The sequence below is a fragment of the Luteimonas suaedae genome, assembly GCF_008312895.1.
In the GTDB taxonomy this organism is placed as follows: domain Bacteria; phylum Pseudomonadota; class Gammaproteobacteria; order Xanthomonadales; family Xanthomonadaceae; genus Luteimonas; species Luteimonas suaedae.
Genome location: NZ_VSSP01000007.1, coordinates 130,875 through 154,002, shown reverse-complemented (window position 1 = coordinate 154,002; position 23,128 = coordinate 130,875). Strand labels below are relative to the sequence as shown.

Sequence of the window (23,128 nt, the reverse complement as noted above, 5' to 3'; positions counted from 1 at the left end):
TTTGGCGTCGTCCTCCACGCGACGGCGCGACAGAGACGGACTTTCGGGGCGTTATCCCGGCGCAGGCCGGGATCCAGCTGCTCTTGCCGTTCTCTCTTCCGAAGGGCTAAAGGCACTGGATCCCGGCCTGCGCCGGGATGACGGGTCGAGGTGCGTATGCTTTCTCACTCCTCACTCCTCACTCCTCACTCCTCACTCCTCACTCCTGCACCCATGTCCCACGCCGCCCCGCCCCTGCTGATCATCGATACCGGCCAACCCGTGGCTCCCCTGCGCCGGCACGGCGATTTCGCGCACTGGATCCGGGTGGCGGCCGGGCTGCGGCGCCACGAGGCGACGGCGCTGAACGTGGAAGCGGGGGACGCGCTGCCGGCTCCCGCAGGTTTCGCCGGCGTCATCGTCAGCGGATCGGCGGCGATGGTCACCGAGCGCCTGGACTGGAGCGAGCGTGCCGCCGCCTGGCTGCGCGACGCCGCCCACGCCGGGCTGCCGCTGTTCGGCATCTGCTATGGGCACCAGCTGATCGCGCACGCGCTCGGCGGCACCGTCGGCGACAGCCCCGGCGGGCGCACGATGGGCACGGTGGAGGTCGCGCGCACCGCGGCCGCGCCCGAGGACCCGCTGTTCGCGGCGCTGCCGGCCCGCTTCGCCGCACAGGTCACGCACCTGCAGAGCGTGCTGCGCGCGCCGCCGGACGCGGTGGTGCTGGCGACGGCCGGGCACGATCCCTGTCATGCGTTCCGCTGGCGCGATCACGTCTGGGGCGTGCAGTTCCATCCCGAGTTCAGCGCCCTGCACATGCGCGGCTACATCCGCGCCCGTGCCGAGCTGCTGCGGCGCGATGGCGCCGATCCGGAGCGCCTGGCCGCGGCGGTGCGAGCCGCGCCGCAGGCGCGCCGCCTGCTGCGGCGCTTCGCGCGGCGGACGCGTACACTGGCAGCGACTCTGACCGATCGGGGACATGACAGATGACGGAAGCAAGGAAGGCGTCGGCTGGTAGCGGCGCGGAATGGTTGCTGGCGGGCTTCTCGCTGCTGCGGCGCTCGCCGCTGGGATTGGGCGTGCTGGGGGCGATCTTCGGCCTGCTGAGCGCGGTGCCGATGCTGTTCGCGGAGAGCAATCTCGGCATGTTCTTCGCCCTGCAGTTGCTGCTGGTGCTGCTCGGGCCGGTGCTGATGGGCGGTTTCATCTATGCCGTGCACGAGGTCGAGAGCGGGCGCCAGGCGCAGCCCGGTCATTTGCTGCAGGGATTCCGCGAGGGCAAGGCACTGCGCCTGGTGGCGCTGCTGCTGCCGCAGGTGGCGCTCGGAATCCTCGCCGTGTTGTTGCTGGTGGTGATGGTGGGGCCGGCGCAGCTGCAGGAAGCGATCGCCGTGCTCGAGCAGGTCGAGAGCCAGGCCAATCCCGATCCCGCGCTGTTCCAGGAACTGCCGGTGGGCGCCTTCCTGCTGTGGCTGTTGGCGGTGTTCGTGCTGGGCGTGGTGACCTACTTCTTCACCTTCGTCGCCACGCCGCAGATCATGCTGGAGAACCGCGGCGCGTTCGCATCGATGAAGCGCAGCTTCCGCGCCTGCGTGCGCAACATCCCGGCGATGCTCGTGTTCTTCGTGCTGCTGATCATCATCGCGTTCCTGGTCAGCCTCGGCGCGCAGCTGGTCGCGATCATCGCCCGCGTGGCCGCCGGACCGACGGCGATGCAGTTCGTGTCGCAGCTGCTGCTGATGGCGGTGCTGCTGCCGGTGATGATGGGCGCCACCTACCGCGCCTGGAAACAGCTGTTGCCTGTGGACGGAACCGGAACCGCCGCCGCTGCGCCGCCGCCGTCCGGCATCGAGGTCTGAGCGCTCCTGCCGCCGCCGCGTAGGAGCGCGTCATACGCGCGATACCGCGGGTGCCGGCAGGATCCGGTGGATGCCGCGATGCTGGACCGGCAGGCGCGCCGGTCACCGGAATTCGCGGGCGGCGCAATGCCCGCGGCATCGCGCGCATGGCGCGCTCCTACGCCAGCGCGCGCTTTACGGGCGGCTTGCAGCGCCCTGCATGTTCGTAGGAGCGCGTCATACGCGCGATACCGCGGGTGCCGGCAGGATCCGGTGGATGCCGCGATTCCGGACCGGCAGGCGCGCCGGTCACCGGAATTCGCGGGCGGCGAAATGCCCGCGGTATCGCGCGCATGGCGCGCTCCTACGCCAGCGCGCGCTCCATGGCCGCCTGCAGCACGCCCTGCATCGCCGCCAGCAACCACAGCGTGGCCGCGGCGGCGGCGAGCGCCTGTGCCGCGATCCAGATGCGCGCCCACCGTGGCAGTCGCGCCGTTCCGGCCGTCCACACCACCCGGGCGCCGGCGATGCGGTCGTGCAGCGCCTGCCGCTGCGGCGGCAGCGCGGCCAGGGCGTGGCCGAGGTTGAGCGTCAGCCATGACAACGCGCCGGCGATATGGCGCAGCAGGGCACGCGCCACGCTCACGCGGCCGCCGCTCTCGTCCGCCACCTGCAGGCGGAGTGCGCGTTTGCCGGCCGTCGCCTGCCCGGGCGCGGCTTCGCAGGCGACGTGGTAGAGCAGGCCGAGGACGACGAACGCGGCCAGCGGCGGCGCCAGCGTGGCGGCGATGGCATCGCTCAGCACGAGTGCCGCGGCCTGCAGGCGCGGGTCCGCGGCGGCCTGCAGCAGGCCTCCCAGTAACGCGCCCGGCGCGGCCAGTGCGGCCACCAGCGCCGCGGCGGCGGCATCGGCGAGCAGCGCGAACGACGCCACGATCTGCCCGGAGCCCGCAACGAGACGAGGCCAGCCGAACAGCAACACCGGGACCGCGACCAGTGCGGCATCCAGCGACCAGGCCGCATAGCGTTGCCAGAAACCGGCCGCCGCCGGCACGGTCACGGCAACGGACGGTCGGTTTCGTCGCTGTCGCGATCACCCTGCGACTTCGGCGCCAGCAGCCGCGCGGCGATGATGCCGGCCTCGTACAGCAGGTACATCGGGATCGCCAGCATCAGCTGCGAGATCACGTCCGGCGGGGTGATGATCGCCGCCAGGACGAACATGCCGACGACCGCATAGCCGCGCCACTCGCGCAGCTGCGTCGGCGTCACCCAGCCCAGCAGCGACAGGATCACCAGCGCCACCGGCAGCTCGAAGCTCAGGCCGAAGGCGAGGAAGATCACCAGCACGAAGTTCAGGTAGGCATGGATGTCGGTCATCATCGCCACGCCCTCGGGCGTGACGCTGGTGAGGAAGCCGAACACCGCCGGCAGCACCAGGAAGAACGCGAACGCGCAGCCGATGTAGAACAGCAGCACCGCCGAGACCAGCAGCGGCATCGCCAACCGTTTCTCGCGCCGGTACAGGCCTGGCGCCACGAACGCCCACAGCTGGTACAGCAGCCACGGCATGGTGGTGATGACGGCGACGAAGAGCGCCAGCTTGAGCGGCGCGAAGAACGGCGAGGCGACCTCGACCGCGATCAGGTGCGCGCCTTCCGGCAGCTTGTCCAGCAGCGGCTGCGCCAGTTGGCCGTAGAGGCGGTTGGCGAACGGCAGCAGGCCCAGCAGCACCAGCACCACGCCGGCGATCGCGCGCATCAGGCGCGAGCGCAGTTCGACCAGGTGGTCGAGCAGGCTGCTGTCGGTGGCGCTCTCAGCGTCGCTGGACATCGTCGTCGTCGTCAGGGGTATCGGGGCGCGCCCGCGGCGCGTCGAGGTCTTCGTCGTCCTCGCCGGCAACCCGGCCGCCGTCGTCATAAAAGAGAGTTTCGTCGGCGTCGGCGTCGGCGTCGGCATCGGCCGCGTCGATCGCGTCGCGATCGGCGAACTCGGCCTCGACCTCACGCGCGGTCTCGCGCACCGAGTCGCGCACCGCGTCGACCTCGCGCTTCACGTCGTCACCGACGCCGCGCATCGAGCTGTCGACCTCGCGCATCGCCCCCTCGGCCTCGTGCAGGCTGCGTTTGAGTTCCTCGGCGGCCAGTTCGTTTTCCAACTCCGACTTCACCGAGTACCACTGCGCGCGCCCGCGCCGCACCCACAGGCCGACGAAGCGCGCAGCCTTCGGCAGGCGCTCCGGGCCGAGTACGACCAGCGCCACGATCGCGATGAAGAAAATCTCGCTGAAGCCGATATCGAACATGGCCGGGCGCCGCGGGACGCGGCGTCAGCGCGGGGTCTTGTCGTCGTGCCGCTGCGTGTCGCGGGCGGCCGCATCGTCACGGTTGCGGTTGCTGTCTTCCAGCTGCGCCGACGGCTTGTCGTCGTCGCCGTCGGCGTCCTTCACGCCCTTCTTGAAGCCCTTGATCGCCTCGCCGAGATCGCGCCCGGCGCCGCGCAGGCGCTTGGTGCCGAAGACCAGCAGCACGACCACCAGCACGATGATCCAATGCCAGATGCTGAAACTGCCCATGGGGTGTCCGAAAAATGGGAAAGAGGCTCAGGATACCGCAGCCGCGCTGCCGGATGCGCTCACGTTGGCGATGAATGCGCACGCCGTCAGCAAGGTTGCGACGGCGCGCCCGGAACCGTCGTCGCCGGACAGGTTCGGTTACAGCGAATCGTCGAGCGGCTCGCTGTGGATTTCGCCCTCGGACACCGGCTCGAACGGCTGCGGCATGGGCGCGTCGGCCGGCGGCGGCAACGGCAACGCCTCGGTGCCGGCGGGCGCGGCCACCGGGCCCGGCGCCACCGGCTCACCTTCGGTGCCGCGGTTGGCGCGGGCGATGGCGGTGGCCTCCTCGAGCCGGTCGCGGAAATCGACCACGGCGTTGGATGGCGGCTGCGGTACGCGGCCCTCGAAGATCATCCGCGGGGTAATGCCCTGGCCATAGACGTCCCGGTTGGCCGCGTCGTCGATGCGCAGCACCGCGCCGTCGAGGGCGACACCGGCGAACAGGCCGCGCGCGCGCGACCACGACCAGATCTCTGCCTGCAGCTGGCCGTCGGTGGCGGTGGAGGCATTGCGGCCGAGCGGGCCGGCGGCGACGCCGGCGTCGGCGCCGAGGGTGAACTTGCCGTTGACCAGCGATTCCAGGCTGCGGTCGTTGCGGAACACCAGCACCACGTCCGCCGACTGCACCCCGGCCTGGAAACCGATGCTGCCGCCGGTCAGGGTGACGAAGACCGGCTGCGACCAGGTGCCGTCGGGGCTCTTGACCGACATCATGCCGTGGCCACGGCGCCCGCCGATCACCAGGCCGGCCTTGATCGTGTCCGGCACGATCACGATCGCGCGGGCGTCGTCGAGCAGCTTGTCGGGAATGGCGCTCTCCGGGATCGCCTGGATCTCCGTCAGCACGCGCACCGCGTTGCGCGCGCGCGCATCCTCCTGCGGGCCGGCAAAGGCGTTGGCGGCGGCCGTCAGCGCCAACGCCGCCAGGGTGGCGAGCAGCATCAGGCGCGGGGCGGGCGTACGGCGGGACGGCAGGGGCATGTGGGAGCTCCGAAGGTCGAAGGATCGGGCGATGGAAGACGGACCATGCGCGGCGGTGCAAAGTTCAGGCTAGGGCCGGGGCAATGAATCGCCGGTGAGCCGGCGCCGCACTGACAGGCGCCGCTCGCGCCTGTCATCCTATGCCGATGGCCGCTTCCGTTCATCCTTCCCGCGCCGACGCAGCGCCAGCCACCGGCCCGGAACAGGCGTTGCTACTCGTGAACCTGGGCACGCCGGCAGCCCCCACGGCGGCCGCCGTGCGCCGTTATCTCGCCGAGTTCCTGTCCGACCGCCGGGTGGTGGCGCTGACCCCTTGGCTGTGGTGGCCGCTCCTGTACGGCGTGATCCTGCCGTTGCGCGCGCCACGGGTGGCGAAGCTGTATGCCCAGGTCTGGATGACGGACGGCTCGCCGCTGGCGGTCCACACCGCACGCCTGGCGCAGGCGGTGCAGCGGCAACTGCCGGAACTGCGCGTGGCCCACGCGATGCGCTACGGCGAGCCGGCGCTGGCGAAGGGCCTGCGGGCGCTGCGCGACGCCGGCGCGCGGCGGGTGCTGGTGCTGCCGCTGTATCCGCAGTACTCGACCACCACCACCGCCTCGGTGGCCGACGTCGCCGCCACGGTCGAGGGCGTCGACGTCCAGGTGGTGCCCGATTACCACGACGATGCCGGCTGGGTGGCGGCGGTAGCGGACTCGGTGCGCGCGCACTGGGAAGCGCACGGGCGCGGCGAGCGCCTGCTGTTCTCGTTCCACGGCATTCCGCAGCGGCTGGTCGACGCCGGCGATCCCTACCAGGCGCAGAGCCGCGCCAGCGTCGCCGCGATCGCCGCTGCGCTCAGGTTACGCGACGAGGACTGGCTGCTGACGTTCCAGTCGCGCTTCGGCCGCGAGCCGTGGCTGCAGCCGTACACAGACCAGACCCTGCGCGCGCTGGCCGAAGCCGGCGTGCGGCGGGTCGACGTGGTCTGCCCCGGTTTCGCGGTCGACTGCCTGGAGACGCTGGAGGAGATCGCGCAACAGAACGCCGCACTGTTCCGCGCGCACGGCGGCGAGGCGCTGCGCTACATCCCCTGCCTCAACGATGCGCCGGAACACGCCGAGGCGCTGGCGATGCTGGCGCGGCGGGCGCTGGCGGAACGCGACTGATGCAGGCGTTCGAAGTCGGGATCGCCTGCGGCCGCATCGCCGGCCTGCGCAACGGCAACGTCGGCGCGCCGCGGGTGCTGGCGCTGCATGGCTGGCTCGACAACGCCGCCAGCTTCCTGCCGCTGGCGCCGTACCTGGCGCACCTGGACCTGGTGGCGCCGGACCTGCCCGGGCACGGGCGCAGCGCGCACCTGCCGCCCGGGACCGACTATTCCTTTTCCGGCGCGCTGCACGTCGTGCTCGACGTGGCCGACGCCCTGGGCTGGGAGCGCTTCGCCCTGCTCGGACATTCGATGGGCGCCGGCATCGCCAGCCTGGTCGCCGCCGGCTGTCCGCAGCGGATCGAGCGCCTGTTGGCGATCGAGGCGCTGGGCGCGCTGCCGGAGGACCCGGCACACACCGCCGCGCGCCTGCGCGAGGCGGTGGGCGCCACCCGCGCGCTGCGCGGCAAGCGGTTGCGGCTGTTCGTCGATCCGGCGCCGGCGATCCGCGCCCGCATGCAGGCCAACGGGCTCAGCGAGCCGGTCGCGCGGTTGCTGGTCGAGCGCGGTCTGCTGGCGGTCGACGGCGGCCACGTCTGGAGCAGCGATCCACGCCTGACCCTGCCGACCCCGATCCGCATGACCGACGCCCAGGTCGATGACCTGGTCGCCGGCATCGCCTGCCCGACCCGGGTGATCTACGCCGACCCGCCGCAGGCCTACCTGCCCGAACCCGAGCGCAGCCGGCGGGCACGGCTGCTGCCGCGGGGCGAGCTGGTCGTGGTGCCCGGCAGTCACCACCTGCACATGGAGGATCCGGCGGCGGTCGCCGCCGCGATCGGCGATTTCCTGGGCCCGCGCGCCGCCGCAGTCAGCGCCTGAAGCGGCCGCGGCGGTATGTCCCGACGCCCGTGGATGGGCCCAAGGACATGTCGACATGCCTGCTCCTGGTAGGAGGGGCTTCAGCCCCGACCCCGGCAAACGAGCGGAGCGCGAATAGCTTCACGCATGCAGCTTCCTGGCCGGCACCGCGCGCTTCCTGTTTCCTCGCGATCTTCGGCAGGTCGGGGCTGAAGCCCCTCCTGCAGCGGTCCGCGGAGGGCGTGACCGTCGATCGGCCCTAGTGCAGTCGATCGCGCAGCTGCAGGCCGATCACCGTGCCGCCGGCCTCGGGCTCGCGGCCGAACGAGAACACGGCGGCGCGCGGGCCCTTTTCGAAGGCGAGCATGGCGCTGCCGTCGCTGTCCTGCCGCGACAGCGTCTGCCGCCAGCCCAGGTGCATCATCGCGCTGCGTGTCTCGGCGAACAGCGCCCCGGCCGGGCCCGCGGCGCGCAGGCTCAGGACCGTGGCGCCCTCCATGTCGAGCACGCTGTCGATGCCGTAGCCGGGCGGCAGGTACACGTCCTCGGGGAAGTCGGCGGGCAGCGGCAGCGGCGCACGCGGGCGCACGGGCGTCGGCACGACCGCCATCGCTGCAGGCTCGCCGCCGTCACTGCGGGCGATCGCGGCATCGACCGTCTCGCCGGTGCGGCTGCAGCCGGCGAGCGCGATGCCGCCGATCGCGGCCAGCAGCACGGCGCCGCACCGGGCGGCCCCGCCGATTCGCATATTCGATGTCCTCGGTCGCGGCCGTGCCGTTGCCTGGGACAACGGCAGCCGGCCGCTCAGCCGGACAGCAGGGCGTGCAGCCGCGCCTTCAGGCGCCGGCCCTCGGCATGGAAATAGGCGCGCTGCAGGCGCCAGTCGGGGCAACGCGCCTCGACCTCGCGCCAGAACGCCGGCGAGTGGTCGGCGTGGACCAGGTGGCACAGCTCGTGCACCAGCACGTACTCGAAGGCGGCCGGCGCGCCGAGCACCAGCGACAGGTCCAGCGACAGCACCCCGTTGGCCGCCAGCGACCCCCACTGCGACGACATCGGCCGCAACCGGATGCGCGCCGGCGCGCGCGGCAGCCCGGACAGGTAGCGCGGCAGCCAGCGCCCGATGTCGGCGCGCGCCTGCGCCTCGTAGAAGTCGCGCAGGGTGCGCTGGATCGCCGAGGTGCCGGCGCGCGCCGGCAGCCGGAACTCGACGCCGTCGCCGCTGCATTGCAGCTGGGCAAAGCGGCCCTCGCTCCAGCGCAGCGGCAGCAGTTCGCCGCGCAACGGCAGGAACGCGCTGTCGCCGCGGACCAGCGCCACCACGCCGCCGGTGTCCTGCGCCGCCAGCTGCTGCGCCAGCCAGTCGCGGTGCTCGTGCAGGAAACGCTGGCCCGAGACCAGGCTCGCCCGTGGCGGCAGGGTCAGGCGCGCGCCGCGTTCGCCCACCGTCAGGCGCAGCCGGCGCGCGCGCGAATCGCGCACGCGTTCGATCTCGATCTCGCGGCCGTCGTCGAGATGCACGGCGGTGCGGTCGCGCAGCAACGTGCGCGGACGTGGACCGATCAGGCGGCGCAGGGGCGGGGGCATGACGGGAATTCTAGGTTCAGTCGACGGCGGGAGACCACGCCGGAGCGCAGCACGGCGGGGCGGAGACGCGTACCGCGAATCGGAAACCAAAACCGGGATTCGGAAAAGCGTAACGTCTTTGCTCGTCATCCCAGCGCAAGCTGGGATCCATCTTGGATGGTGCGGAAGGGCAAATGGGATCCCAGCTTACGCTGGGATGACGGTTGACAGGTCACCGGCAAGACGCACGCTGCCGTCCCGATTCCCGATTCCCGATTCCCGATTCCCGATTCCCGATTCCCGCCTCACGCGTCGGCCCGCGACAGTTTCAGCGCCGGCTCCAGCACCGAGAACAGGCGCCGGAACTCCGCGCTCATCAGCGCGAAGCGCGCATCGAGTTCGGCGCGCAGGTCCTCGCGCTCGGTGCTTTCCAGCTGGTCGACGGCGCCGTCGAGGAACTTCAGCTTGCGGATCACCAGGTCCTCGCCGAGCACGAACGAGACATGGTCGTCGAGCGTCAGCGCCAGGCGCGTGACCTGCTTGCCCGATTCCAGGTGCCGGGCGATCTCGTCCGACTGCAGGTCCTGGCGCTGGCATTTGACCACCGCGCCGTGATCGGCGGCATCCTTCAGCTCGCATTCCTCGCCCAGGCTGAGGCTGTCCGGCAGCGGTTCGCCGGCGATCCAGCCGGTCAGCACCGAGCGCGGCGCCACTTCGGCGTTCAGCGGCAGCGCCGGGAAGCTGCCGAGCGCGCGGCGGATTTCCGAGACCGCGGCTTCGGCGTTCTTGCGGCTGGAGGTATCGATCGCGCACACGCCGTGCTCGAGATCGAGCAACGCATCGGTGCGCGACGGCCGCACGAAAGCGCGCGGCAGCAGCTCGTGCACCAGTTCCTCCTTCATCCGCTTGCGCATGCGCCCGCCGGGCTTGCGGCCTTCCCGCTCCTCGAGTTCGGCGAGCTTCTTGGCCAGCATGTCGTTGACCACGGCGGACGGCAGCAGCCGGTCCTCGCCGCCCACCGTCAGCCATAGCGCATCGCCGATGCGGTGTGACAACGCTTCGGCGTCGCGGCCGAACGGCGAGATGAAGCCGCGCGAGGACAGCTCCAGCGGACCGACCGGCTTGAGCCGGGTTTCGGCGAGGCCGGCGTCGAGTTCGGACAGGTCGATGGTGGCGGGAAAGCGGAACAGGGTGAGGTTTTTGAAGAACATTTAAGGGCCGGGAATGGGGAATGGGAATTCGGGATTCGAAAGGGGGCGCTGCTCGTGTCGTTCCCGCCTGGACGGGAATGACATCTGCGAGGGCATCGGGATGTTCAGCGCTCGCCGTGGACGGCGGTTCGATCGTTGTGCGTCTCGTCCGTGCGCCAGGCATGCGCATCGGGTATCGCGGCGCCATCGCCGGAGCCCAGGGCCAGGAAGTCGAACAGCTTCGGATCGCTCAGCTGCGACGGGCGGACGTCGCCAAGCGCGTGCGCGATGGTCTCGACGCGGCCGGGCGTTTCGCGGTCCCAGGCGGCGAGCATGCGCTCGATTTGCTTGCGCTGCAGGTTCTCCTGCGAGCCGCACAGATTGCAGGGAATGATCGGAAACGCCTTCGCCTGCGCATAGGCGGCGATATCGGCCTCGCGCGCATAGGCCAGCGGCCGGATCACCACGTGCCTGCCGTCGTCGGACAACAGCTTCGGCGGCATGCCGCCGAGCCTGGCGTGGAAGAACAGGTTGAGGAAGAACGTGGCCACCAGGTCGTCGCGGTGGTGGCCGAGCGCGATCTTGGTGTAGCCGTGCTCGGCAGCGTAGCCGTACAGCGCGCCACGGCGCAGGCGCGAGCACAGCGCGCACATCGTCTTGCCCTCGGGCACCACCCGCGTGACCACCGAGTAGGTGTCCTGCTCGAGGATGCGGTACTCGACGCCGATCGAACGCAGGTAGTCGGGCAGCACGTGTGCGGGAAAACCCGGCTGCTTCTGGTCGAGATTGACCGCGGTGATCGAGAACGACACCGGGGCCTTCTTCTGCAGCTGCAGCAGGATGTCGAGCAGGGTGTAGCTGTCCTTGCCGCCGGACAGGCACACCATCACCCGGTCGCCGTCGTCGATCATGCCGAAGTCGGCGATCGCGCGGCCGGCCTGGTGGCGCAGGCGCCTGGCCAGCCGCTCGGCCTGGTGCGCAGCACTACGATCGTGGCGCGGCGCAGGTTCGGGCAGGGGCAGGACGTTGCTCATCGTGCGCATAGTCTACCGGCTGCGGCTGCGGTGACGGCGCGCCCGGCGAGCGCTAAGCTGCGATCACGATGCATCCCGTCGATCCCGCCGAAGTCTCCCGCAAGCTCACCGAACTCCGGATCGAGCATCGCGACCTCGATCTCGCCATCGCCCGGCTACAGGACGACCGCGGCGACGACGACCTGGCGGTCAAGCGCATGAAGAAGCGCAAGCTGCAGCTGAAGGACGCGATCTCGCGTCTGGAATCGGCGCTGATCCCCGACGAGCCGGCGTAGAAGCGGGCGAGCGCCGGCGCCGCGGCGGTCAATCCGCGGCGGGCTCCGGTTCCGAAGCCGGTTTCACCGCTTCCGGGCTCACCTTCTCGATGGTGTGGCGCAGCTCGCGGCCGAGGATGATCTTGGCGTCGCGTGCCCAGGCATCGAGGCGCTGATCGAAGCTCAGCTTGCTGTTGCCGTCCAGCTTCACCAGCTCCAGCTCGCGCAGCTTGCGGATGAAGCCGCGGAACAGCGACTTGTCGAAGAACTCCGGCGCCGCCGGTGCGTACAGCAGGCTCAGGCGCTGCGCGGCCAGCTGGCACAGGCCCTCGAGCTCGCCGGCGCCGAGGGTTCCGGGGCCGTTCTTGGCCAGCACCGAGATCGCGATGTAGTAGCGCTCGAACGCCTGCTGCAGCGGGTGGCCGAGCGCGCGCAGGCGGAACACCTCGTCGGTCTGGCCGGCGTTGCGCTGGAAGATGCCGCCGTCGTCGTCGCTGACACGCCGCAGCAGTCCTTCGCGCACGAACACGGCGATGGTGCGGTCGATGCGCTCGGCGAACCCGTCGGCGTCCCAGGGCAGGAACAGCTCGCCCTGCAGGAACGGGTACACCGCGCGCCCGAGCCGCAGCAGGTTGGCGTGGCTCATGCGGCGGTTGTGCAGGAAGCAGCAGGCGATCCAGGCCGAGGCCGTGTACAGGTGCACCACGTTGTTGCGGAAGTACGAGAGCAGCACCGCGGTGTCGTCATCGACCCGGAACACGTCGCCGAGCGGATGCGCGACGCGGTTGAGCACGCCGATTTCCTCGCCGTGGGCGACGATCTCGGCCGGCGCATGCGGCGTCACCGTCACCAGGTCGCTGTACGGCACCTCGGTCAGCAGGGTCTTGGACAACGCGATCTGCGCCAGCAGGTCGGCCTCGCCCATGGCGTGCTTGGGCGTGGACAGCAGCGCCAGCGCCAGCAGGTTGATCGGATTGACGTCGGCGGCGCGGTTGATGTGTTCCTGGATGCGCTGCGCGGTGGCGTCGACGGTGCGCGACAGCCACTCCGGGCGCTCCTCGTCCGGCAGCGGCTTGCCGTCCCACGCGGCGGCGTGCGTGGCCAGCATGTCGGCCAGCGGAATCGCCTCGCCGAAGTTCACCACCACCTGGCCGTAGTTGGAGCGCAGCACCTTGGGAATGCCCAGCAGCAGCTGCCAGATCGATTCCTTCGGCTTGGTCTTGCCCGACAGCTCGTCGAGATAGCTGGTGCCCTCCATCAGCTTCTCGTAGCCGATGTAGACCGGCTGAAACAGCACCGGGCGCGTGGGCTGGCGCAGGAATGCGCGCACCGTCATCGACACCATGCCGCCCTTGGGCGCGAGCAGGCGGCCGGTGCGCGAGCGCCCGCCCTCGATGAAGTACTCGATCGAATAGCCGCCGGCGACCAGCTGCGCGACGTACTCGGCCAGCACCGTCGAGTACAGCGCGTTGCCGCGGATCGAACGGCGGATGAAGAACGCACCGCCCTTGCGCAGCAAGGTGCCGATCACCGGCAGGTTGAGGTTGATGCCGGCGACGATGTGCGGCGGCACGATGCCCTTGTTGTACAGCAGGTAGGACAGCAGCAGGTAGTCCATGTGGCTGCGGTGGCTGGGCACGTAGACGATCTCGTGCCCGGGCGCGGCCGCCTTCAGCGCGTCCAGGTGGTGCACCAGCACGCCACGGAAGATCCGGTTCCAGACCGTGGTCAGCAGGAAGCTGGCCGAGCGCACCACCGGGTGCGAATAGTCGGCGGCGATCTCGTAGGCGTAGCCGTATGCCTTCTTCCAGGCATCCTCGGGCTTGCTGTCGTCGCGCCGCGCCTGGTCGGCGATGGCGTCCTTGACCGCCGAGGCCGACAGCACCTTGTCGACCAGCAGCCGGCGGGTCGACAGGTCCGGGCCGATCACCGCCTCGCGGATGCGGTTGAAGTGCGTGCGCAGCACCCGCGAGACCTTGCGTACGGTGCGCTCGGGGGTCAGGTCCTCGGCGATGCTGGCGCGCAGGTCGACCGGCGCGGCGAAGCGCACCAGGGTGTCGCGGCCGTTGAGCAGGATCGCCAGCAGCCGGCGGAAGCGGCCGACCAGCGCCCAGTTTTCCGAGAACAGCACCGAGAACCAGCCGCTGGCCTTGTCCGGCGAACGGCCGACGAAGATCGACACCGGCAGCAGCTGCACGTCCAGGGCCGGATCGGCGCGGTGCGCCTCCAGCAGCCGGGCCAGCGATTCGGAATGGGTCTTCTGCGGCGAACGCTTGCCCGGCGCCAGCGCGTTGAGGGCGCTGCCGGCGTTGCGCCGCGACAGCGCCACGTAGGCGCGCTTGCGGCCGAGCGGATCGCCCGGCAGCGGCTGCAGCGGCGAGGGCATGCCGGCGCTGCGGCAGGCGCGCTCGAGGATCAGGGCGTTGGACAGGCCGTAGTCCTCGAGCACGTAACAGACCGGGCGCCGGTCGATGAATTGTTCAGGCTCCGGCGGCTCGATCTTCAGCCCGATCCACGGTGCCAGCAACCGGCCCAGCAGGCGTGCCCACAGCGGCGGCCTGGCCGTGCGCGGTGCGCGGACGCGCCCGGGCGGTCGCGGCGCCGGCCCGGCATCGCCGGCCCCGGCTTCGTTCTCGACCCGGGCGGACGCAGCGGATTGCGCCGCCGGCGTGTCGGCGCGGCCGGAAGCCTCGGGGAAAGGCAGGGGGGACTGGTCGGGTTGCTGCGGCATAGGGCGGCATTATCGCCCAGCAGGGGGCGCTACCGGGGCCGGTGGCCCTCAGGTCCCGTCGGCCTGCGGTGCCGGCGGCGGCGCCCGCGGCGCCGGCGCGCCGGCGCTGGCTTCAGCGTGCTGCAGATAGTCGCTGCGGTACCAGCGGCCGTCATGGCGCTCGACGCCGATCCGGGTGTCCACCGGATGCCCGGCCACCTCGTAGCGCACCCGCAGCAGGGCGCTGTCGCCGGTCTGGCGCTCGAGGCTGATGTCGGCGCCGGACAGCGATGCGTCCACGTCCAGGCCGTAACCGCCGAGCACCCGCTTGACCTCCGCCAGGAACGGCGACAGCCGGCGCAGGGCATCCTCCATGCCGGCGGCGGCGAAGGCCTCCTCGTCGCGCAGCCCGGTGGCGCGGGCCGCCGCCGCCAGCCGTGCGATCGCCGCATCCGCGCGCGCGGGATCGGCCAGGGGTGCGTCCAGGCCCCAGCGGCCGAGTGCCTCGATCAGCTGCATCCGGCGTTCGCGTTCGTCCTCGTCCAGGGTCTCGTCGTTCTGCACGTAGTGCATGGCGAACAGGCCCAGCGTCTCCACCGCGCCGCGCAGCTCGCCGTCGGCGCCGGCGAACTGGGTGCGGAAGGCCTGGCGCAGTCGGGCTTCCGAGCCCTCTTCGGCCAATGTCGCCAGCAGCCTCGGCAGTTGCTCGTGCAGCGGCAATTCGTCCAGCGGCCAGCGGCTGCCGTTGCTCCAGGCCGTCTCGAGCTGCGCGTAGAGGGCCGGCGGAACCGCGTCACGGGCGAACGCCACCAGGTCGTCGTCGTGCAGGTGCCGCGCCGGCAGCCGCACCGCGTCGGCCGGGCGCGCGGCGGTTGCGGGCGCCGTGGCACCGGCCGGTTCGCGCTTGCAGGCGCTGGCGGCGCAGGCCAGCGCCGCGGCCAGCAGCAGCAGGCGGATGGTTGCGGACATGGTGCGTACTTCCCGGGACGCAGACGGCATCTTGGCCGTCGACCTCGACCGCGGCAAGTCGGACGCCAATGCGCCCAGGGCGTATCGACATTCGCTTTCCGTGCCAGTCGCCCATGCAGGAGGGGCTTCAGCCCCGACCCCGCGCGCGACCGGTCAATGCCCTCTGCCGGCGTTTTCCCTCGCAACGCGCGGCGGCGCGTTCATATGGTCGCCACCGGGGCGTCTGCCTGGCGCGGGCGGAAGCCCCGCCTACAGGTCGCGCACCACCCAGCCGCCGGGCGCCTGGTCGGGGACGGCGTCGAGCGCCGCCTGCGCCACCTCGTCGGGCGATCGCCCGGCCTTCCAGGCGGCCGCCACCGCCGCCAGCCGTTCGCGGGTGGCGCGGGTGTAGGCGCCCTCGAGTTCGTTCTCGGCGTCGGCCGCCAGCTTCTGCGGATACAGGCTGCGCGCGTCCTCGCTGTGGTTGAGCAGCGCGATCAGGTGCGCCAGTGCGTTGCGGAAGGCCTGCGCGCCGAGCGGCGTGCGCTGGGTGCGCTGCAGGTGCCAGACGGTGAGGTATTCCACCGGTCCGAGCAGGCGGCGCGGGGTGGCGCCGAAGAACTGCCCGGACAGCGCGCCGGCGGAGAACGGGGTGACGTTGTCCGGCAGCCGGGTCGCGCCCCAGGAGCTCAGCGCACCGCCGGGCAGGTCCATGCGCCGCAGCGCGGTGCCGAAGGTCTCGGCCAGCAGCCGCTTGGCGCGGTCGTCGTCGCTCTCGGCGACCACCGCGAGCAGGCGCAGGAACATCGGGTAGTGCTCCTCGCCGAGCCGCCGCGCCAGCCGCTTGAGCACGGTCAGGCGGTACTCGGCGTCGCCATGCGCGGCCAGCGCCGACACCAGGCGATCGGCGGCGGAGCGCAGGGAGGCGGGGGAAGGCACGGCTTCGGTCATGACGGCGCCGCGGTGGGGACGGCTTCGGACTCTAGCGCGGCGGGCATGCCGCGCGGAAGCGTCTAGGCGAGAGCGTCGAGGATCGCGTCGGTGGCGTGGTCGGCGGCCTGCGACAGGTCGAGTGCGCCGAGGCCGCTTTCGAAACCGAGATCGCCGGCCAGCAAGCGTGCGCCGGGATCGATGTCGTCCCAGGCGCTGGCGGCGAGCACCTGCTCGCCGGGATCGATCGCGGCGGGGGTGTCGGCCCGCAGCGCCTCGCGGGCGACGTCCGGCGCCTGCTGCGGTGCCTGCTGCCGCTGCAGATCGTCGAGCGCACCCTGCCCGCCCAGCCGGCCGAGACCGGTGACGTTGAGATGCGGATCGGAACCGATGCTGCTCATGTGCGGCGAACTATCCTGGTGTGCGGAGCGTGGTATGCGGAACGCGGAACGGGCCGCTTCTGCGGCGTTGCCGGCAATGTAACGAGGCTGCCGCGAGGCTGTCACCCCGGGGCAACCCTAGGTCCGGGGTCGCCATCCGGGCGCTGTTCAGGATCGATCGCGCGGCTGCGCCGGGCTGGCGGGCGCTGCGTGCCATGCTAGCCTCGCGCCGATGTCGCGGCAATGCGGGTAGGCACGGATGGCAGACAAGGACCAGGGCGCCGACAAGACCGAAAAACCGACGCCGAAAAAAATCCGCGACGCGCGCAAGGAAGGCAACGTCGCCAAGAGCAAGGAGCTGACCAGCACCGTGCTGGTGATGGGCTGGATCGCCGGCGCCTGGATGCTGATGGGCTTCATGCACACGCGCATCAGCGCGCTGTTCGACCGGAGCCTGGAGGCGGTCGGCGCGCCGTTCTTCGAGACCCTGCCGCGGCTCGCGTACCTGGCCTTCCAGACCCTGCTGTGGCTGACGTTGCCGTTGATGCTGCTGGCGATGCTGCTGGCGGTGGTGACCGAGTTCCTGCAGGTCGGGCCGATCGCGAGCATGAAGAAGCTCACCCCGAACCTGGACAAGCTCAACCCGGCCGAGGGCGTCAAGAAGATGTTCTCGATGGACAACCTGGTCGAGCTGATCAAGTCGGTGCTCAAGAGCGCGGCGCTGCTCGGCATCGGCTACCTCGTGCTGCGCGGCATGCTCGACGGCCTGCTGAAGCTGCCGTACATGACTCCGGCGGCGATGGGCTCGGCGATCTGGCACGCGCTGAAGTGGATCGTGCTCTGGACGGTGGTGGTGTTCTTCTTCGTTTCGGCGCTCGATGTCTGGTACCAGAAGTTCTCCTACACCAAGAAACTGAAGATGAGCCGCCGCGACATCAAGCGGGAGGTCAAGGAGAACGAGGGCGACCCCTACGTCAAGCAGCGACGCAAACAGTTGCACCAGGAGTGGTCGCAGCAGAACATGCTCAGCTCAGTCCGCAAGTCGAGCGTGGTCGTGACCAATCCCACCCACATCGCCGTCGCCCTGCAGTACGAGCACGGCGAGACCGACCTGCCGGTGGTGGTGGCGAAGGGCGAGGGGCATTTCGCCGAGATGATCAAGCAGGCCGCCGAGGAGGCGGGGGTGCCGATCCTGCAGAACATCCCGCTGGCGCGCGGGCTCAACGAGAAGGTGGAGCTCGACGACTACATCGGCAACGAGTTCTTCGACGCCGTGGCCGAGGTGCTGCACTGGGCCGAGGGCGTGCGCCGCGGCCGCGGCGGCATCTGAACGCGCTGTCGATCGTCTCAAGGGCGAGTCGACCTTCGTCCCAACTGTAGGAGGGGCTTCAGCCCCGACCGCACCAGGCAGCCCCATCGGTGGCGACCGCGATGAACGCGCCGCCGCGCGTCGCGAAGGAGAACGACGGCCGAGAACATCTGCTGTTGGCCCGCGTGGTCGGGGCTGAAGCCCCTCCTACACAGTGAACGATGTGGGTGACGCCGGGAAAACGTTCAGCCGCCGAACGTGGTGCGCAGCAGTTCCATCAGGCCGCGGCTGTCGGTCAGCCGCTCGACCAGGATCTCGACGTACACGCCGAGCATCAGCAGGATGATCGCGGTTGCCAGCCAGGCCTTGATCGGTAGGGTCAGCGCGAACACGTTGAGCTGCGGCGCGTAGCGGTTCACCAGGCCGAACGACAGGTCGATGATCAGCAGGATCACCATCGCCGGCGCCGCCAGCACCAGCAGCGTGGTCATCATGAAGCTGAAATGGCCGACGAACAGATTCATGCCGCTCGACGGCAGGTCGGGGAAGAACGAGGTCGGCGGCCAGATCGCATAGCTCGACAGCAGCAGGTCGAGGAAGATCAGGAACGCGCCGCTGGCCATGAACAGCCAGGCGGCGAAATGCGACAGGAACTCGGCGTGCAGCGAGACCTGGTGGCCCTGGATCGGGTCGAACACGGTCGACATGCCCATGCCGACTTGGCTGTCGATGACGCTGCCGGCGGCCGAGAACGCCCAGAACACGATGCCGAAGCAGAAGCCGATCGCCACCCCGATGAACAGCTCCTTGAGCACCATCATCGGCCACTGCAGGGTGCTCATGCTCTCGGTCGGCGCCGCCGCCACCGCCACCGGCAGCGCCACGATCGCCAGGCTGACCAGGAAGCTGTTGCGCACCATCGCCGGCATGTTGGACTGGGTGATCAGCGGCAGCATCAGGAACGCGCCGATGATCCGCGGCAGCGTCAGGCCCAACGCCAGCATCGCGTCGCCGATCGTGTCGTAGGGCATCAGAGGGTGCGGCCGCCGCGGACCAGGCCCGGGAAATCGATGAAGATCTGGTGCGCGTAGGTGTACAGCGTGCCGCCGATCAGCGAGCCGGTCACGAACAGCATCAGCACGATGGCGAGGAACTTCAGCGCGTAGGCGAACGTCTGCTCCTGCAACTGGGTGGCGGCCTGCAGGAACGCCACCACCAGTCCCACCAGTGCCGCGGCCGCGATCGGCGGCCCCGACAGCAGCAGCACCAGCCACAGCGCCTGCCGGGTGAGCTCCAGGACTTCGTTCATCTCAGCGTGCCTCCACTCGCCTGCATCAGCCGCCGCCGTAGGTCAGCACCAGGCCGTGCACCAGCTTGGCCCAGCCGTCGATCAGCACGAACAGCAGCAGCTTGAACGGCAGTGAGACGATCGTCGGCGACATCATCATCATGCCCAGCGCCAGCAGGATGTTGGCGACCACCAGATCGATGATCAGGAACGGCAGGAAGATCAGGAAGCCGATCTGGAACGCCGCGGTCAGTTCGCTGACGGTGAACGCCGGCACCACCACGATGAAGTCGTCGACCGTCAGCGATGCGCGTCGCTCCGGCGGCAGCAGCCGCTGCGCGCTGCGCAGGAAGAAGGCACGCTCGGCGTCCTGCGAATGCCGGATCAGGAACGTGCGCAACGGCTCCTTGCCGGCCTCCACCAGCGACAGCAGCCGCGCCGCATCCATGCCGCCGGTGGCGGCGGGAGCCGGCGGCGGTGGCGCGACGATGACGACCGGTTCGTCGGGATCGGTGGCCGGCTGCGCGTCCTCGGCGATGCTTGCCAGGGCGTCGGCGAGCGTCCCGCCGCTGACGTTGCGGAACAGCTCACCGCGCTCGGGCGCCGCCGTGGCGTCGTCGCCACCGGCCTCGGCCTCGGCGCGCAGCGCATCGGCCGCGGCCGGGCTCGCCGGGGCCGGGTCGTCGGCCGCTGCCCGCGACGGTGTCGCGGACGCGGACGCGGACGCGGACCGGGCGCGGCGCTCGGCCTGCGCCCGGGCCCGCGCGTCGATCTGCGCCTGCACCGAGGCCGGCGCCGGCTTGCCTTCCAGGCGCGCGTTGATCGCCTCGTGCGTGTCCAGGATCACCGGATACATGACATAGATCGACAGCACGATCGCCAATCCGTTGATCACCACGTTCGGCGGCACCTGCTGCAACCCGAGCGCGTTGCGCAGCAGGCTCAGCACCACCACGATCTTGGTGAACGAGGTCACCATCACCGCCACGAACGGCGCCAGCGCCAGGCTGACGACGATGACGAGGACCAGTGCCGGGGAGTAGTTGCTGAAATCCATCTCGCGGCGTCTCCTAGGTCCAGGACAGCAGCCGCACGCCGAGCGTGTCGCCGACGGCGACCAGCTCGCCCTGTCCGACCGTCTCGCCGTTGGCGCGGATGGTGACGTTGGTGCCTTCCAGTCGCGCCGGTAGCGCGAACACGTAGCCGGGCTGCAGTGTCGCCAGTTCGCCTACGCGCATCTCCAGTCGGCCGATCTCGAATGCGACCTGCACCGGGAGCGGGCGTACGCCGGCGTCGGCGTCGTGGGTGTCCGCGTCTTCGGCGGCCGGGGTTTCCTGCTCGCTCATGGTGGCTGTCTCCTGCGGCGAATTGGATGGATGTTGTACCGGACCCGCCACGCGCCAGCCCCGGGCATCGGCCGCGAGCGGCCACAGGCGGCCGCAGGCGTGGACCGCGAAGCGCGGCGGCTGGCCGCGACGACCGGCGACGATGACATCGCCCGGGTGCAGCGCCGCCCATTGGTCTGCGCGCAGCGGTGGCGGCGTCAATCGCAGCGACACGCTGGCCGGCAGTTCGCGCCAGCGGCCCAGCGGCGGCGGCGGTTCGCCTTCGACCGGCGGTTCGGCGCGGGTCAGCACGCGCTCCAGCCAGGCGGCCGGCAGCCGCAACGCACCCTGGATCGCCGGAGGGCGCCGTGCGGCGTCCGCCGCGGCATCGGAGGTGTCGTCGTCGATGACGAAATCCAGCCACACGGCATCCTCGCCGGCGGCGACGTCCGGATCGATGTCGAGCAATGGCGCGAGCGCCACCCCGAGGGCTTCGCTCAGGCGCATCAGGTGTGGTTCGTGCGCCAGGCTCCAGGCCAGCACCCGCGAACGCCCGCTGTAGTCGCTCCAGTGCAGCCCGTCGCCGGTGACGACCTGGGCGACCTGCAGGCGCAATCCCAGGCGGGTGCCCTCGGCATCGAGTTCGAAGGTCTCGCCGGCGGCCGTGGCGGTGCCGGGCATGAAGTGCAGCAGGCCGTTGTCCTGCAGGTACCAGCTTTGCGGCGCGGAGAAGAAGCCGCGCAGCGCTTCGGCCTGCGCCGCCCCCAGCGACGGGATGCGGCCGCGCAGCGGCGTCGCCTCGATCCCGGCGTGATCGCCGAGGCTGCCGGTCCGTCGCCTGGCGCGGTCGGACTGTGCCGTCTTCCTCGCTGCCTCAGCCATGCCCCAGGGCCACCTTCATCAGTTCGGGCAGCGAGCGTACACCGAGTTTGTTCATCATGTTCGCGCGATGCAGCTCCACCGTCTTGATGCTGATGCCGAGGATGTCGGCGATGATCTTGTTCGGCTTGCTGGCCACCACCAGGTCCAGGACCTGGCGTTCGCGCGGGCTCAGTTTCGCCAGCGCGGCGCCGTTCACCGCGCCGTCGCTGCGATTGCGCGTGTTGGCCAGCGCGGCACGGATCGCTTCGATCAGGGTGTCGTCGCCGAAGGGCTTCTCCAGGAAGTTGGAGGCGCCCTTGCGCATCGCCTCCACCGCCAGCGGCACGTCACCGTGCGCGGTCACGAACACCAGCGGCAAGGTGATGCCGCGCCGCAGCAGCTCGTCCTGCAGCTGCACGCCGCTCATCTGCGGCATGCGGATGTCGGACACCAGGCATTCCTCCTCGGCGCCGTGCCGATGGCCGGCGTAGGCCTCCAGGAAGGCGTGCGCGGAGGCGTAGGCCAGCACTTCGAAGCCGGCCGTCTCCAGCAGCCACACCGTGGAGTCGCGAAAGCCGTCGTTGTCGTCGACCAGCCAGACCCGGACCTGTCCCATCTCTCAAACCCTCCCTTCGGCACGCGGCAGGGTGAACCCGAACACGCTGCCGCCGCCCTCGCGCGGCTCGAAGAACAGCCGCCCCTCGTGGTATTCGATGATCGAGCGGCAAATCGCCAGGCCGATGCCCAGGCCGTCGGCCTTGGTGGTGTAGAACGGCGAGAACAGCTGTTCGCTCTCGGCCTGGCTCAGGCCCTGGCCGCGGTCGCAGACGCGGACCTCGATTTCATCGTCCAGGTTCACCCGGCCCTCGATACGCAGTCCGCGCTGCGCCGGCGCTACCTCGCGCATCGCCTCGATCGCATTCTTGACCAGGTTCAGCAGCACCTGCTCGATCATCACCCGGTCGGCGTAGACCGCGGGCAGCGGCGCGGCCAGGGCGACGTCGATCCGCAGCTGCTGGCGCTCCGCCTCCAGTCGCAGCAGCTCCAGCACGGTGGCGGCGATCGTCGCCAGGTCCTGGGTGTCGCGCCGCGGCTCGCGCGCACGCACGAACTCGCGTACCCGCGCGATCACCGCGGCGGCGTGCTCGGCCTGGGTACGCGCGGCCTGCAGCGCGCGCTCCACCTGCACTGGCCCACCGGCCTGGTCGACCAGCCGCAGGCTGCCGTTGAGATAGTTGACGATCGCCGCCAGCGGCTGGTTGAGCTCGTGCGCCAGGGTCGCCGCCATCTCGCCCACCGACATCAACCGCGACGTGAACAGCAGCTTCTCCTGGCGGCTCTTGTGCGAATCCAGCGCCTCGATGCGCTCGCTGATGTCGACCGCGGTCAGCAGTGACAACGCCTGACCCGCGTGCTCGGTCTCGCCCCAGTACAGCGAATACCAGCGGCCGTTGTGCGGGGCGCGGACCTCGTTGCCGGCGTCGATGTCGACCTCGCTGCCGTGCAGCGCCTGCAGCAGGCCGTCGCGCCGGGTGTGGCCCTCGAGGGTCGCGAACTCGTCGTGGTAGAGGCCGTTGGCGGCGAGCAGCGCGCCGTCCTCGCGCGCGAACGCGGCGCAGGCGAACGGCAGCGCCTGCAGCAGGGCCTGCAGTGCCGGCATGCGGTCGGTGCCCTGGCGCGTCCCCGCGTCGGCGCACTCGCCGCCCCGCGTCCCCGCGCCGCTGCGCGCGGCACTCATGTTGTCATTTCCCCCTTGCTCCGGCAGCGCCCGGGATCGGCAGGCCTGCCTGCCCCTGGCGGTGCATTCCGGTGTATCGCGGAAGTGTGACGAAACGCCGATGGCGTCCCGGCCTTGCGGTACTCTGCACCCGCGCCGACCCCCCGTCCGTTGCGGCGATCACGTTACCGCCTCCCTCATGCTGCGA

Annotated in this window: 25 protein-coding genes; 6 read left to right on the top strand and 19 right to left on the bottom strand. The window is 70.7% G+C overall.

The features are described from left to right. Positions 1-213 precede the first annotated feature (213 nt). Together FXO19_RS12250 and FXO19_RS12245 are read left to right on the top strand one after the other, a co-directional pair. Complete coding sequence (locus FXO19_RS12250; protein ID WP_149195386.1) at positions 214-972, top strand: glutamine amidotransferase; 759 nt, start codon at positions 214-216, stop codon at positions 970-972. Then, complete coding sequence (locus FXO19_RS12245; RefSeq protein ID WP_149195385.1) at positions 969-1,841, top strand: BPSS1780 family membrane protein; 873 nt, start codon at positions 969-971, stop codon at positions 1,839-1,841. Before FXO19_RS12250 ends, FXO19_RS12245 begins: the two co-directional genes overlap by 4 nt. Before the next feature lie 343 nt (positions 1,842-2,184). Here FXO19_RS12245 and FXO19_RS12240 read toward each other — a convergent pair whose 3' ends face one another. The 5 genes from FXO19_RS12240 to FXO19_RS12220 form a co-directional block, all read right to left on the bottom strand. Then, entirely contained in the window at positions 2,185-2,880 is a 696-nt protein-coding gene (locus FXO19_RS12240; protein WP_149195384.1) for an RDD family protein, read from the bottom strand. Then, on the bottom strand, positions 2,877-3,653 hold the full coding sequence (gene tatC, locus FXO19_RS12235; RefSeq protein ID WP_149195383.1) for a twin-arginine translocase subunit TatC: 777 nt from the start codon (positions 3,651-3,653) through the stop codon (positions 2,877-2,879). The genes FXO19_RS12240 and tatC overlap by 4 nt, the downstream gene beginning before the upstream one ends. After that, a complete protein-coding gene (gene tatB / locus FXO19_RS12230) occupies positions 3,637-4,125 on the bottom strand; it encodes a Sec-independent protein translocase protein TatB (protein WP_149195382.1) in 489 nt (162 codons plus the stop codon). Before tatB ends, tatC begins: the two co-directional genes overlap by 17 nt. A 24-nt stretch (positions 4,126-4,149) precedes the next feature. Beyond that, a complete protein-coding gene (tatA, locus tag FXO19_RS12225) occupies positions 4,150-4,395 on the bottom strand; it encodes a Sec-independent protein translocase subunit TatA (RefSeq protein ID WP_149195381.1) in 246 nt (81 codons plus the stop codon). Positions 4,396-4,533: 138 nt separating this feature from the next. After that, positions 4,534-5,418 (bottom strand): lipid-binding SYLF domain-containing protein, encoded by an 885-nt coding sequence (locus tag FXO19_RS12220; RefSeq protein WP_149195380.1) that lies wholly within the window; start codon positions 5,416-5,418, stop codon positions 4,534-4,536. A gap of 146 nt (positions 5,419-5,564) precedes the next feature. Between FXO19_RS12220 and hemH the strand changes: the two genes are divergently transcribed. Both hemH and FXO19_RS12210 read left to right on the top strand, forming a co-directional pair. Then, on the top strand, positions 5,565-6,566 hold the full coding sequence (gene hemH, locus FXO19_RS12215) for a ferrochelatase (RefSeq protein WP_149195379.1): 1,002 nt from the start codon (positions 5,565-5,567) through the stop codon (positions 6,564-6,566). After that, positions 6,566-7,429 (top strand): alpha/beta fold hydrolase, encoded by an 864-nt coding sequence (locus FXO19_RS12210; RefSeq protein ID WP_149195378.1) that lies wholly within the window; start codon positions 6,566-6,568, stop codon positions 7,427-7,429. The genes hemH and FXO19_RS12210 overlap by 1 nt, the downstream gene beginning before the upstream one ends. A gap of 238 nt (positions 7,430-7,667) precedes the next feature. On the opposite strand, the gene FXO19_RS12205 is transcribed toward FXO19_RS12210, so the two are convergent. The 4 genes from FXO19_RS12205 to ttcA all read right to left on the bottom strand — a co-directional run bounded on the left by FXO19_RS12205 (position 7,668) and on the right by ttcA (position 11,207). After that, positions 7,668-8,156, bottom strand: a complete 489-nt coding sequence (locus FXO19_RS12205; protein WP_149195377.1) for a hypothetical protein — start codon at positions 8,154-8,156, stop codon at positions 7,668-7,670. Positions 8,157-8,212: 56 nt separating this feature from the next. Further along, the gene (locus FXO19_RS12200; protein ID WP_149195376.1) at positions 8,213-8,995 is read right to left on the bottom strand and encodes a M48 family metallopeptidase; all 783 of its coding nucleotides are present in this window, start codon (positions 8,993-8,995) and stop codon (positions 8,213-8,215) included. Between the two features lie 284 nt (positions 8,996-9,279). Beyond that, positions 9,280-10,185, bottom strand: coding sequence for a recombination-associated protein RdgC (locus FXO19_RS12195; RefSeq protein WP_149195375.1), 906 nt, complete (start codon positions 10,183-10,185; stop codon positions 9,280-9,282). Positions 10,186-10,289: 104 nt separating this feature from the next. Next, the gene (gene ttcA, locus FXO19_RS12190) at positions 10,290-11,207 is read right to left on the bottom strand and encodes a tRNA 2-thiocytidine(32) synthetase TtcA (protein ID WP_149195374.1); all 918 of its coding nucleotides are present in this window, start codon (positions 11,205-11,207) and stop codon (positions 10,290-10,292) included. Positions 11,208-11,266: 59 nt separating this feature from the next. Here ttcA and FXO19_RS12185 point away from each other — a divergent pair, with 59 nt between their 5' ends. Beyond that, entirely contained in the window at positions 11,267-11,473 is a 207-nt protein-coding gene (locus tag FXO19_RS12185; protein ID WP_149195373.1) for a YdcH family protein, read from the top strand. Between the two features lie 28 nt (positions 11,474-11,501). On the opposite strand, the gene plsB is transcribed toward FXO19_RS12185, so the two are convergent. From plsB to FXO19_RS12165, 4 genes are all read right to left on the bottom strand, one after another. Then, positions 11,502-14,183 carry a glycerol-3-phosphate 1-O-acyltransferase PlsB gene (gene plsB / locus FXO19_RS12180; protein ID WP_149195372.1) on the bottom strand — a complete coding sequence of 894 codons (2,682 nt, stop codon included), beginning with the start codon at positions 14,181-14,183 and terminating at the stop codon, positions 11,502-11,504. A 48-nt stretch (positions 14,184-14,231) separates the two neighbouring features. Beyond that, a complete protein-coding gene (locus tag FXO19_RS12175; RefSeq protein ID WP_149195371.1) occupies positions 14,232-15,131 on the bottom strand; it encodes a hypothetical protein in 900 nt (299 codons plus the stop codon). A gap of 249 nt (positions 15,132-15,380) precedes the next feature. Continuing rightward, positions 15,381-16,061 carry a hypothetical protein gene (locus FXO19_RS12170; protein ID WP_149195370.1) on the bottom strand — a complete coding sequence of 227 codons (681 nt, stop codon included), beginning with the start codon at positions 16,059-16,061 and terminating at the stop codon, positions 15,381-15,383. A 62-nt stretch (positions 16,062-16,123) separates the two neighbouring features. Beyond that, positions 16,124-16,441: a hypothetical protein gene (locus FXO19_RS12165; protein ID WP_149195369.1), complete on the bottom strand. Its 318-nt coding sequence runs from the start codon at positions 16,439-16,441 to the stop codon at positions 16,124-16,126. A gap of 238 nt (positions 16,442-16,679) precedes the next feature. Here FXO19_RS12165 and sctU point away from each other — a divergent pair, with 238 nt between their 5' ends. Next, the gene (gene sctU, locus FXO19_RS12160; RefSeq protein ID WP_149195368.1) at positions 16,680-17,750 is read left to right on the top strand and encodes a type III secretion system export apparatus subunit SctU; all 1,071 of its coding nucleotides are present in this window, start codon (positions 16,680-16,682) and stop codon (positions 17,748-17,750) included. A gap of 224 nt (positions 17,751-17,974) precedes the next feature. Here the strand turns inward: sctU and sctT are convergent, their stop codons facing one another. From sctT to FXO19_RS12125, 6 genes are read right to left on the bottom strand one after another with little or no spacing between them, the layout of a single operon-like run. After that, positions 17,975-18,760 carry a type III secretion system export apparatus subunit SctT gene (gene sctT / locus FXO19_RS12155; protein WP_149195367.1) on the bottom strand — a complete coding sequence of 262 codons (786 nt, stop codon included), beginning with the start codon at positions 18,758-18,760 and terminating at the stop codon, positions 17,975-17,977. Then, the gene (gene sctS, locus FXO19_RS12150; protein WP_149195366.1) at positions 18,760-19,038 is read right to left on the bottom strand and encodes a type III secretion system export apparatus subunit SctS; all 279 of its coding nucleotides are present in this window, start codon (positions 19,036-19,038) and stop codon (positions 18,760-18,762) included. Before sctS ends, sctT begins: the two co-directional genes overlap by 1 nt. 25 nt (positions 19,039-19,063) lie before the next feature. Next, complete coding sequence (locus FXO19_RS19710; RefSeq protein WP_305067720.1) at positions 19,064-20,074, bottom strand: EscR/YscR/HrcR family type III secretion system export apparatus protein; 1,011 nt, start codon at positions 20,072-20,074, stop codon at positions 19,064-19,066. A 13-nt stretch (positions 20,075-20,087) separates the two neighbouring features. Then, complete coding sequence (gene sctQ, locus FXO19_RS12135) at positions 20,088-21,224, bottom strand: type III secretion system cytoplasmic ring protein SctQ (protein WP_149195365.1); 1,137 nt, start codon at positions 21,222-21,224, stop codon at positions 20,088-20,090. Next, positions 21,217-21,819 (bottom strand): response regulator transcription factor, encoded by a 603-nt coding sequence (locus FXO19_RS12130; protein WP_149195364.1) that lies wholly within the window; start codon positions 21,817-21,819, stop codon positions 21,217-21,219. Before FXO19_RS12130 ends, sctQ begins: the two co-directional genes overlap by 8 nt. A 3-nt stretch (positions 21,820-21,822) precedes the next feature. Continuing rightward, positions 21,823-22,941, bottom strand: a complete 1,119-nt coding sequence (locus FXO19_RS12125; RefSeq protein WP_149195363.1) for a sensor histidine kinase — start codon at positions 22,939-22,941, stop codon at positions 21,823-21,825. Between the last annotated feature and the right edge of the window lie 187 nt (positions 22,942-23,128).

Excerpts from the sequence above, each read along its gene's own strand:
- FXO19_RS12250 (WP_149195386.1), top strand. The coding sequence starts at position 214 with ATGTCCCACGCCGCCCCGCCCCTGCTGATCATCGATACCGGCCAACCC.
- FXO19_RS12245 (WP_149195385.1), top strand. The coding sequence starts at position 969 with ATGACGGAAGCAAGGAAGGCGTCGGCTGGTAGCGGCGCGGAATGGTTG.
- tatC (WP_149195383.1), bottom strand. The coding sequence starts at position 3,653 with ATGTCCAGCGACGCTGAGAGCGCCACCGACAGCAGCCTGCTCGACCAC.
- tatB (WP_149195382.1), bottom strand. The coding sequence starts at position 4,125 with ATGTTCGATATCGGCTTCAGCGAGATTTTCTTCATCGCGATCGTGGCG.
- tatA (WP_149195381.1), bottom strand. The coding sequence starts at position 4,395 with ATGGGCAGTTTCAGCATCTGGCATTGGATCATCGTGCTGGTGGTCGTG.
- FXO19_RS12220 (WP_149195380.1), bottom strand. The coding sequence starts at position 5,418 with ATGCCCCTGCCGTCCCGCCGTACGCCCGCCCCGCGCCTGATGCTGCTC.
- hemH (WP_149195379.1), top strand. The coding sequence starts at position 5,565 with ATGGCCGCTTCCGTTCATCCTTCCCGCGCCGACGCAGCGCCAGCCACC.
- FXO19_RS12210 (WP_149195378.1), top strand. The coding sequence starts at position 6,566 with ATGCAGGCGTTCGAAGTCGGGATCGCCTGCGGCCGCATCGCCGGCCTG.
- FXO19_RS12205 (WP_149195377.1), bottom strand. The coding sequence starts at position 8,156 with ATGCGAATCGGCGGGGCCGCCCGGTGCGGCGCCGTGCTGCTGGCCGCG.
- FXO19_RS12200 (WP_149195376.1), bottom strand. The coding sequence starts at position 8,995 with ATGCCCCCGCCCCTGCGCCGCCTGATCGGTCCACGTCCGCGCACGTTG.
- FXO19_RS12195 (WP_149195375.1), bottom strand. The coding sequence starts at position 10,185 with ATGTTCTTCAAAAACCTCACCCTGTTCCGCTTTCCCGCCACCATCGAC.
- ttcA (WP_149195374.1), bottom strand. The coding sequence starts at position 11,207 with ATGCGCACGATGAGCAACGTCCTGCCCCTGCCCGAACCTGCGCCGCGC.
- FXO19_RS12185 (WP_149195373.1), top strand. The coding sequence starts at position 11,267 with ATGCATCCCGTCGATCCCGCCGAAGTCTCCCGCAAGCTCACCGAACTC.
- plsB (WP_149195372.1), bottom strand. The coding sequence starts at position 14,183 with ATGCCGCAGCAACCCGACCAGTCCCCCCTGCCTTTCCCCGAGGCTTCC.
- FXO19_RS12175 (WP_149195371.1), bottom strand. The coding sequence starts at position 15,131 with ATGTCCGCAACCATCCGCCTGCTGCTGCTGGCCGCGGCGCTGGCCTGC.
- FXO19_RS12170 (WP_149195370.1), bottom strand. The coding sequence starts at position 16,061 with ATGACCGAAGCCGTGCCTTCCCCCGCCTCCCTGCGCTCCGCCGCCGAT.
- FXO19_RS12165 (WP_149195369.1), bottom strand. The coding sequence starts at position 16,441 with ATGAGCAGCATCGGTTCCGATCCGCATCTCAACGTCACCGGTCTCGGC.
- sctU (WP_149195368.1), top strand. The coding sequence starts at position 16,680 with ATGGCAGACAAGGACCAGGGCGCCGACAAGACCGAAAAACCGACGCCG.
- sctT (WP_149195367.1), bottom strand. The coding sequence starts at position 18,760 with ATGCCCTACGACACGATCGGCGACGCGATGCTGGCGTTGGGCCTGACG.
- sctS (WP_149195366.1), bottom strand. The coding sequence starts at position 19,038 with ATGAACGAAGTCCTGGAGCTCACCCGGCAGGCGCTGTGGCTGGTGCTG.
- FXO19_RS19710 (WP_305067720.1), bottom strand. The coding sequence starts at position 20,074 with ATGGATTTCAGCAACTACTCCCCGGCACTGGTCCTCGTCATCGTCGTC.
- sctQ (WP_149195365.1), bottom strand. The coding sequence starts at position 21,224 with ATGGCTGAGGCAGCGAGGAAGACGGCACAGTCCGACCGCGCCAGGCGA.
- FXO19_RS12130 (WP_149195364.1), bottom strand. The coding sequence starts at position 21,819 with ATGGGACAGGTCCGGGTCTGGCTGGTCGACGACAACGACGGCTTTCGC.
- FXO19_RS12125 (WP_149195363.1), bottom strand. The coding sequence starts at position 22,941 with ATGAGTGCCGCGCGCAGCGGCGCGGGGACGCGGGGCGGCGAGTGCGCC.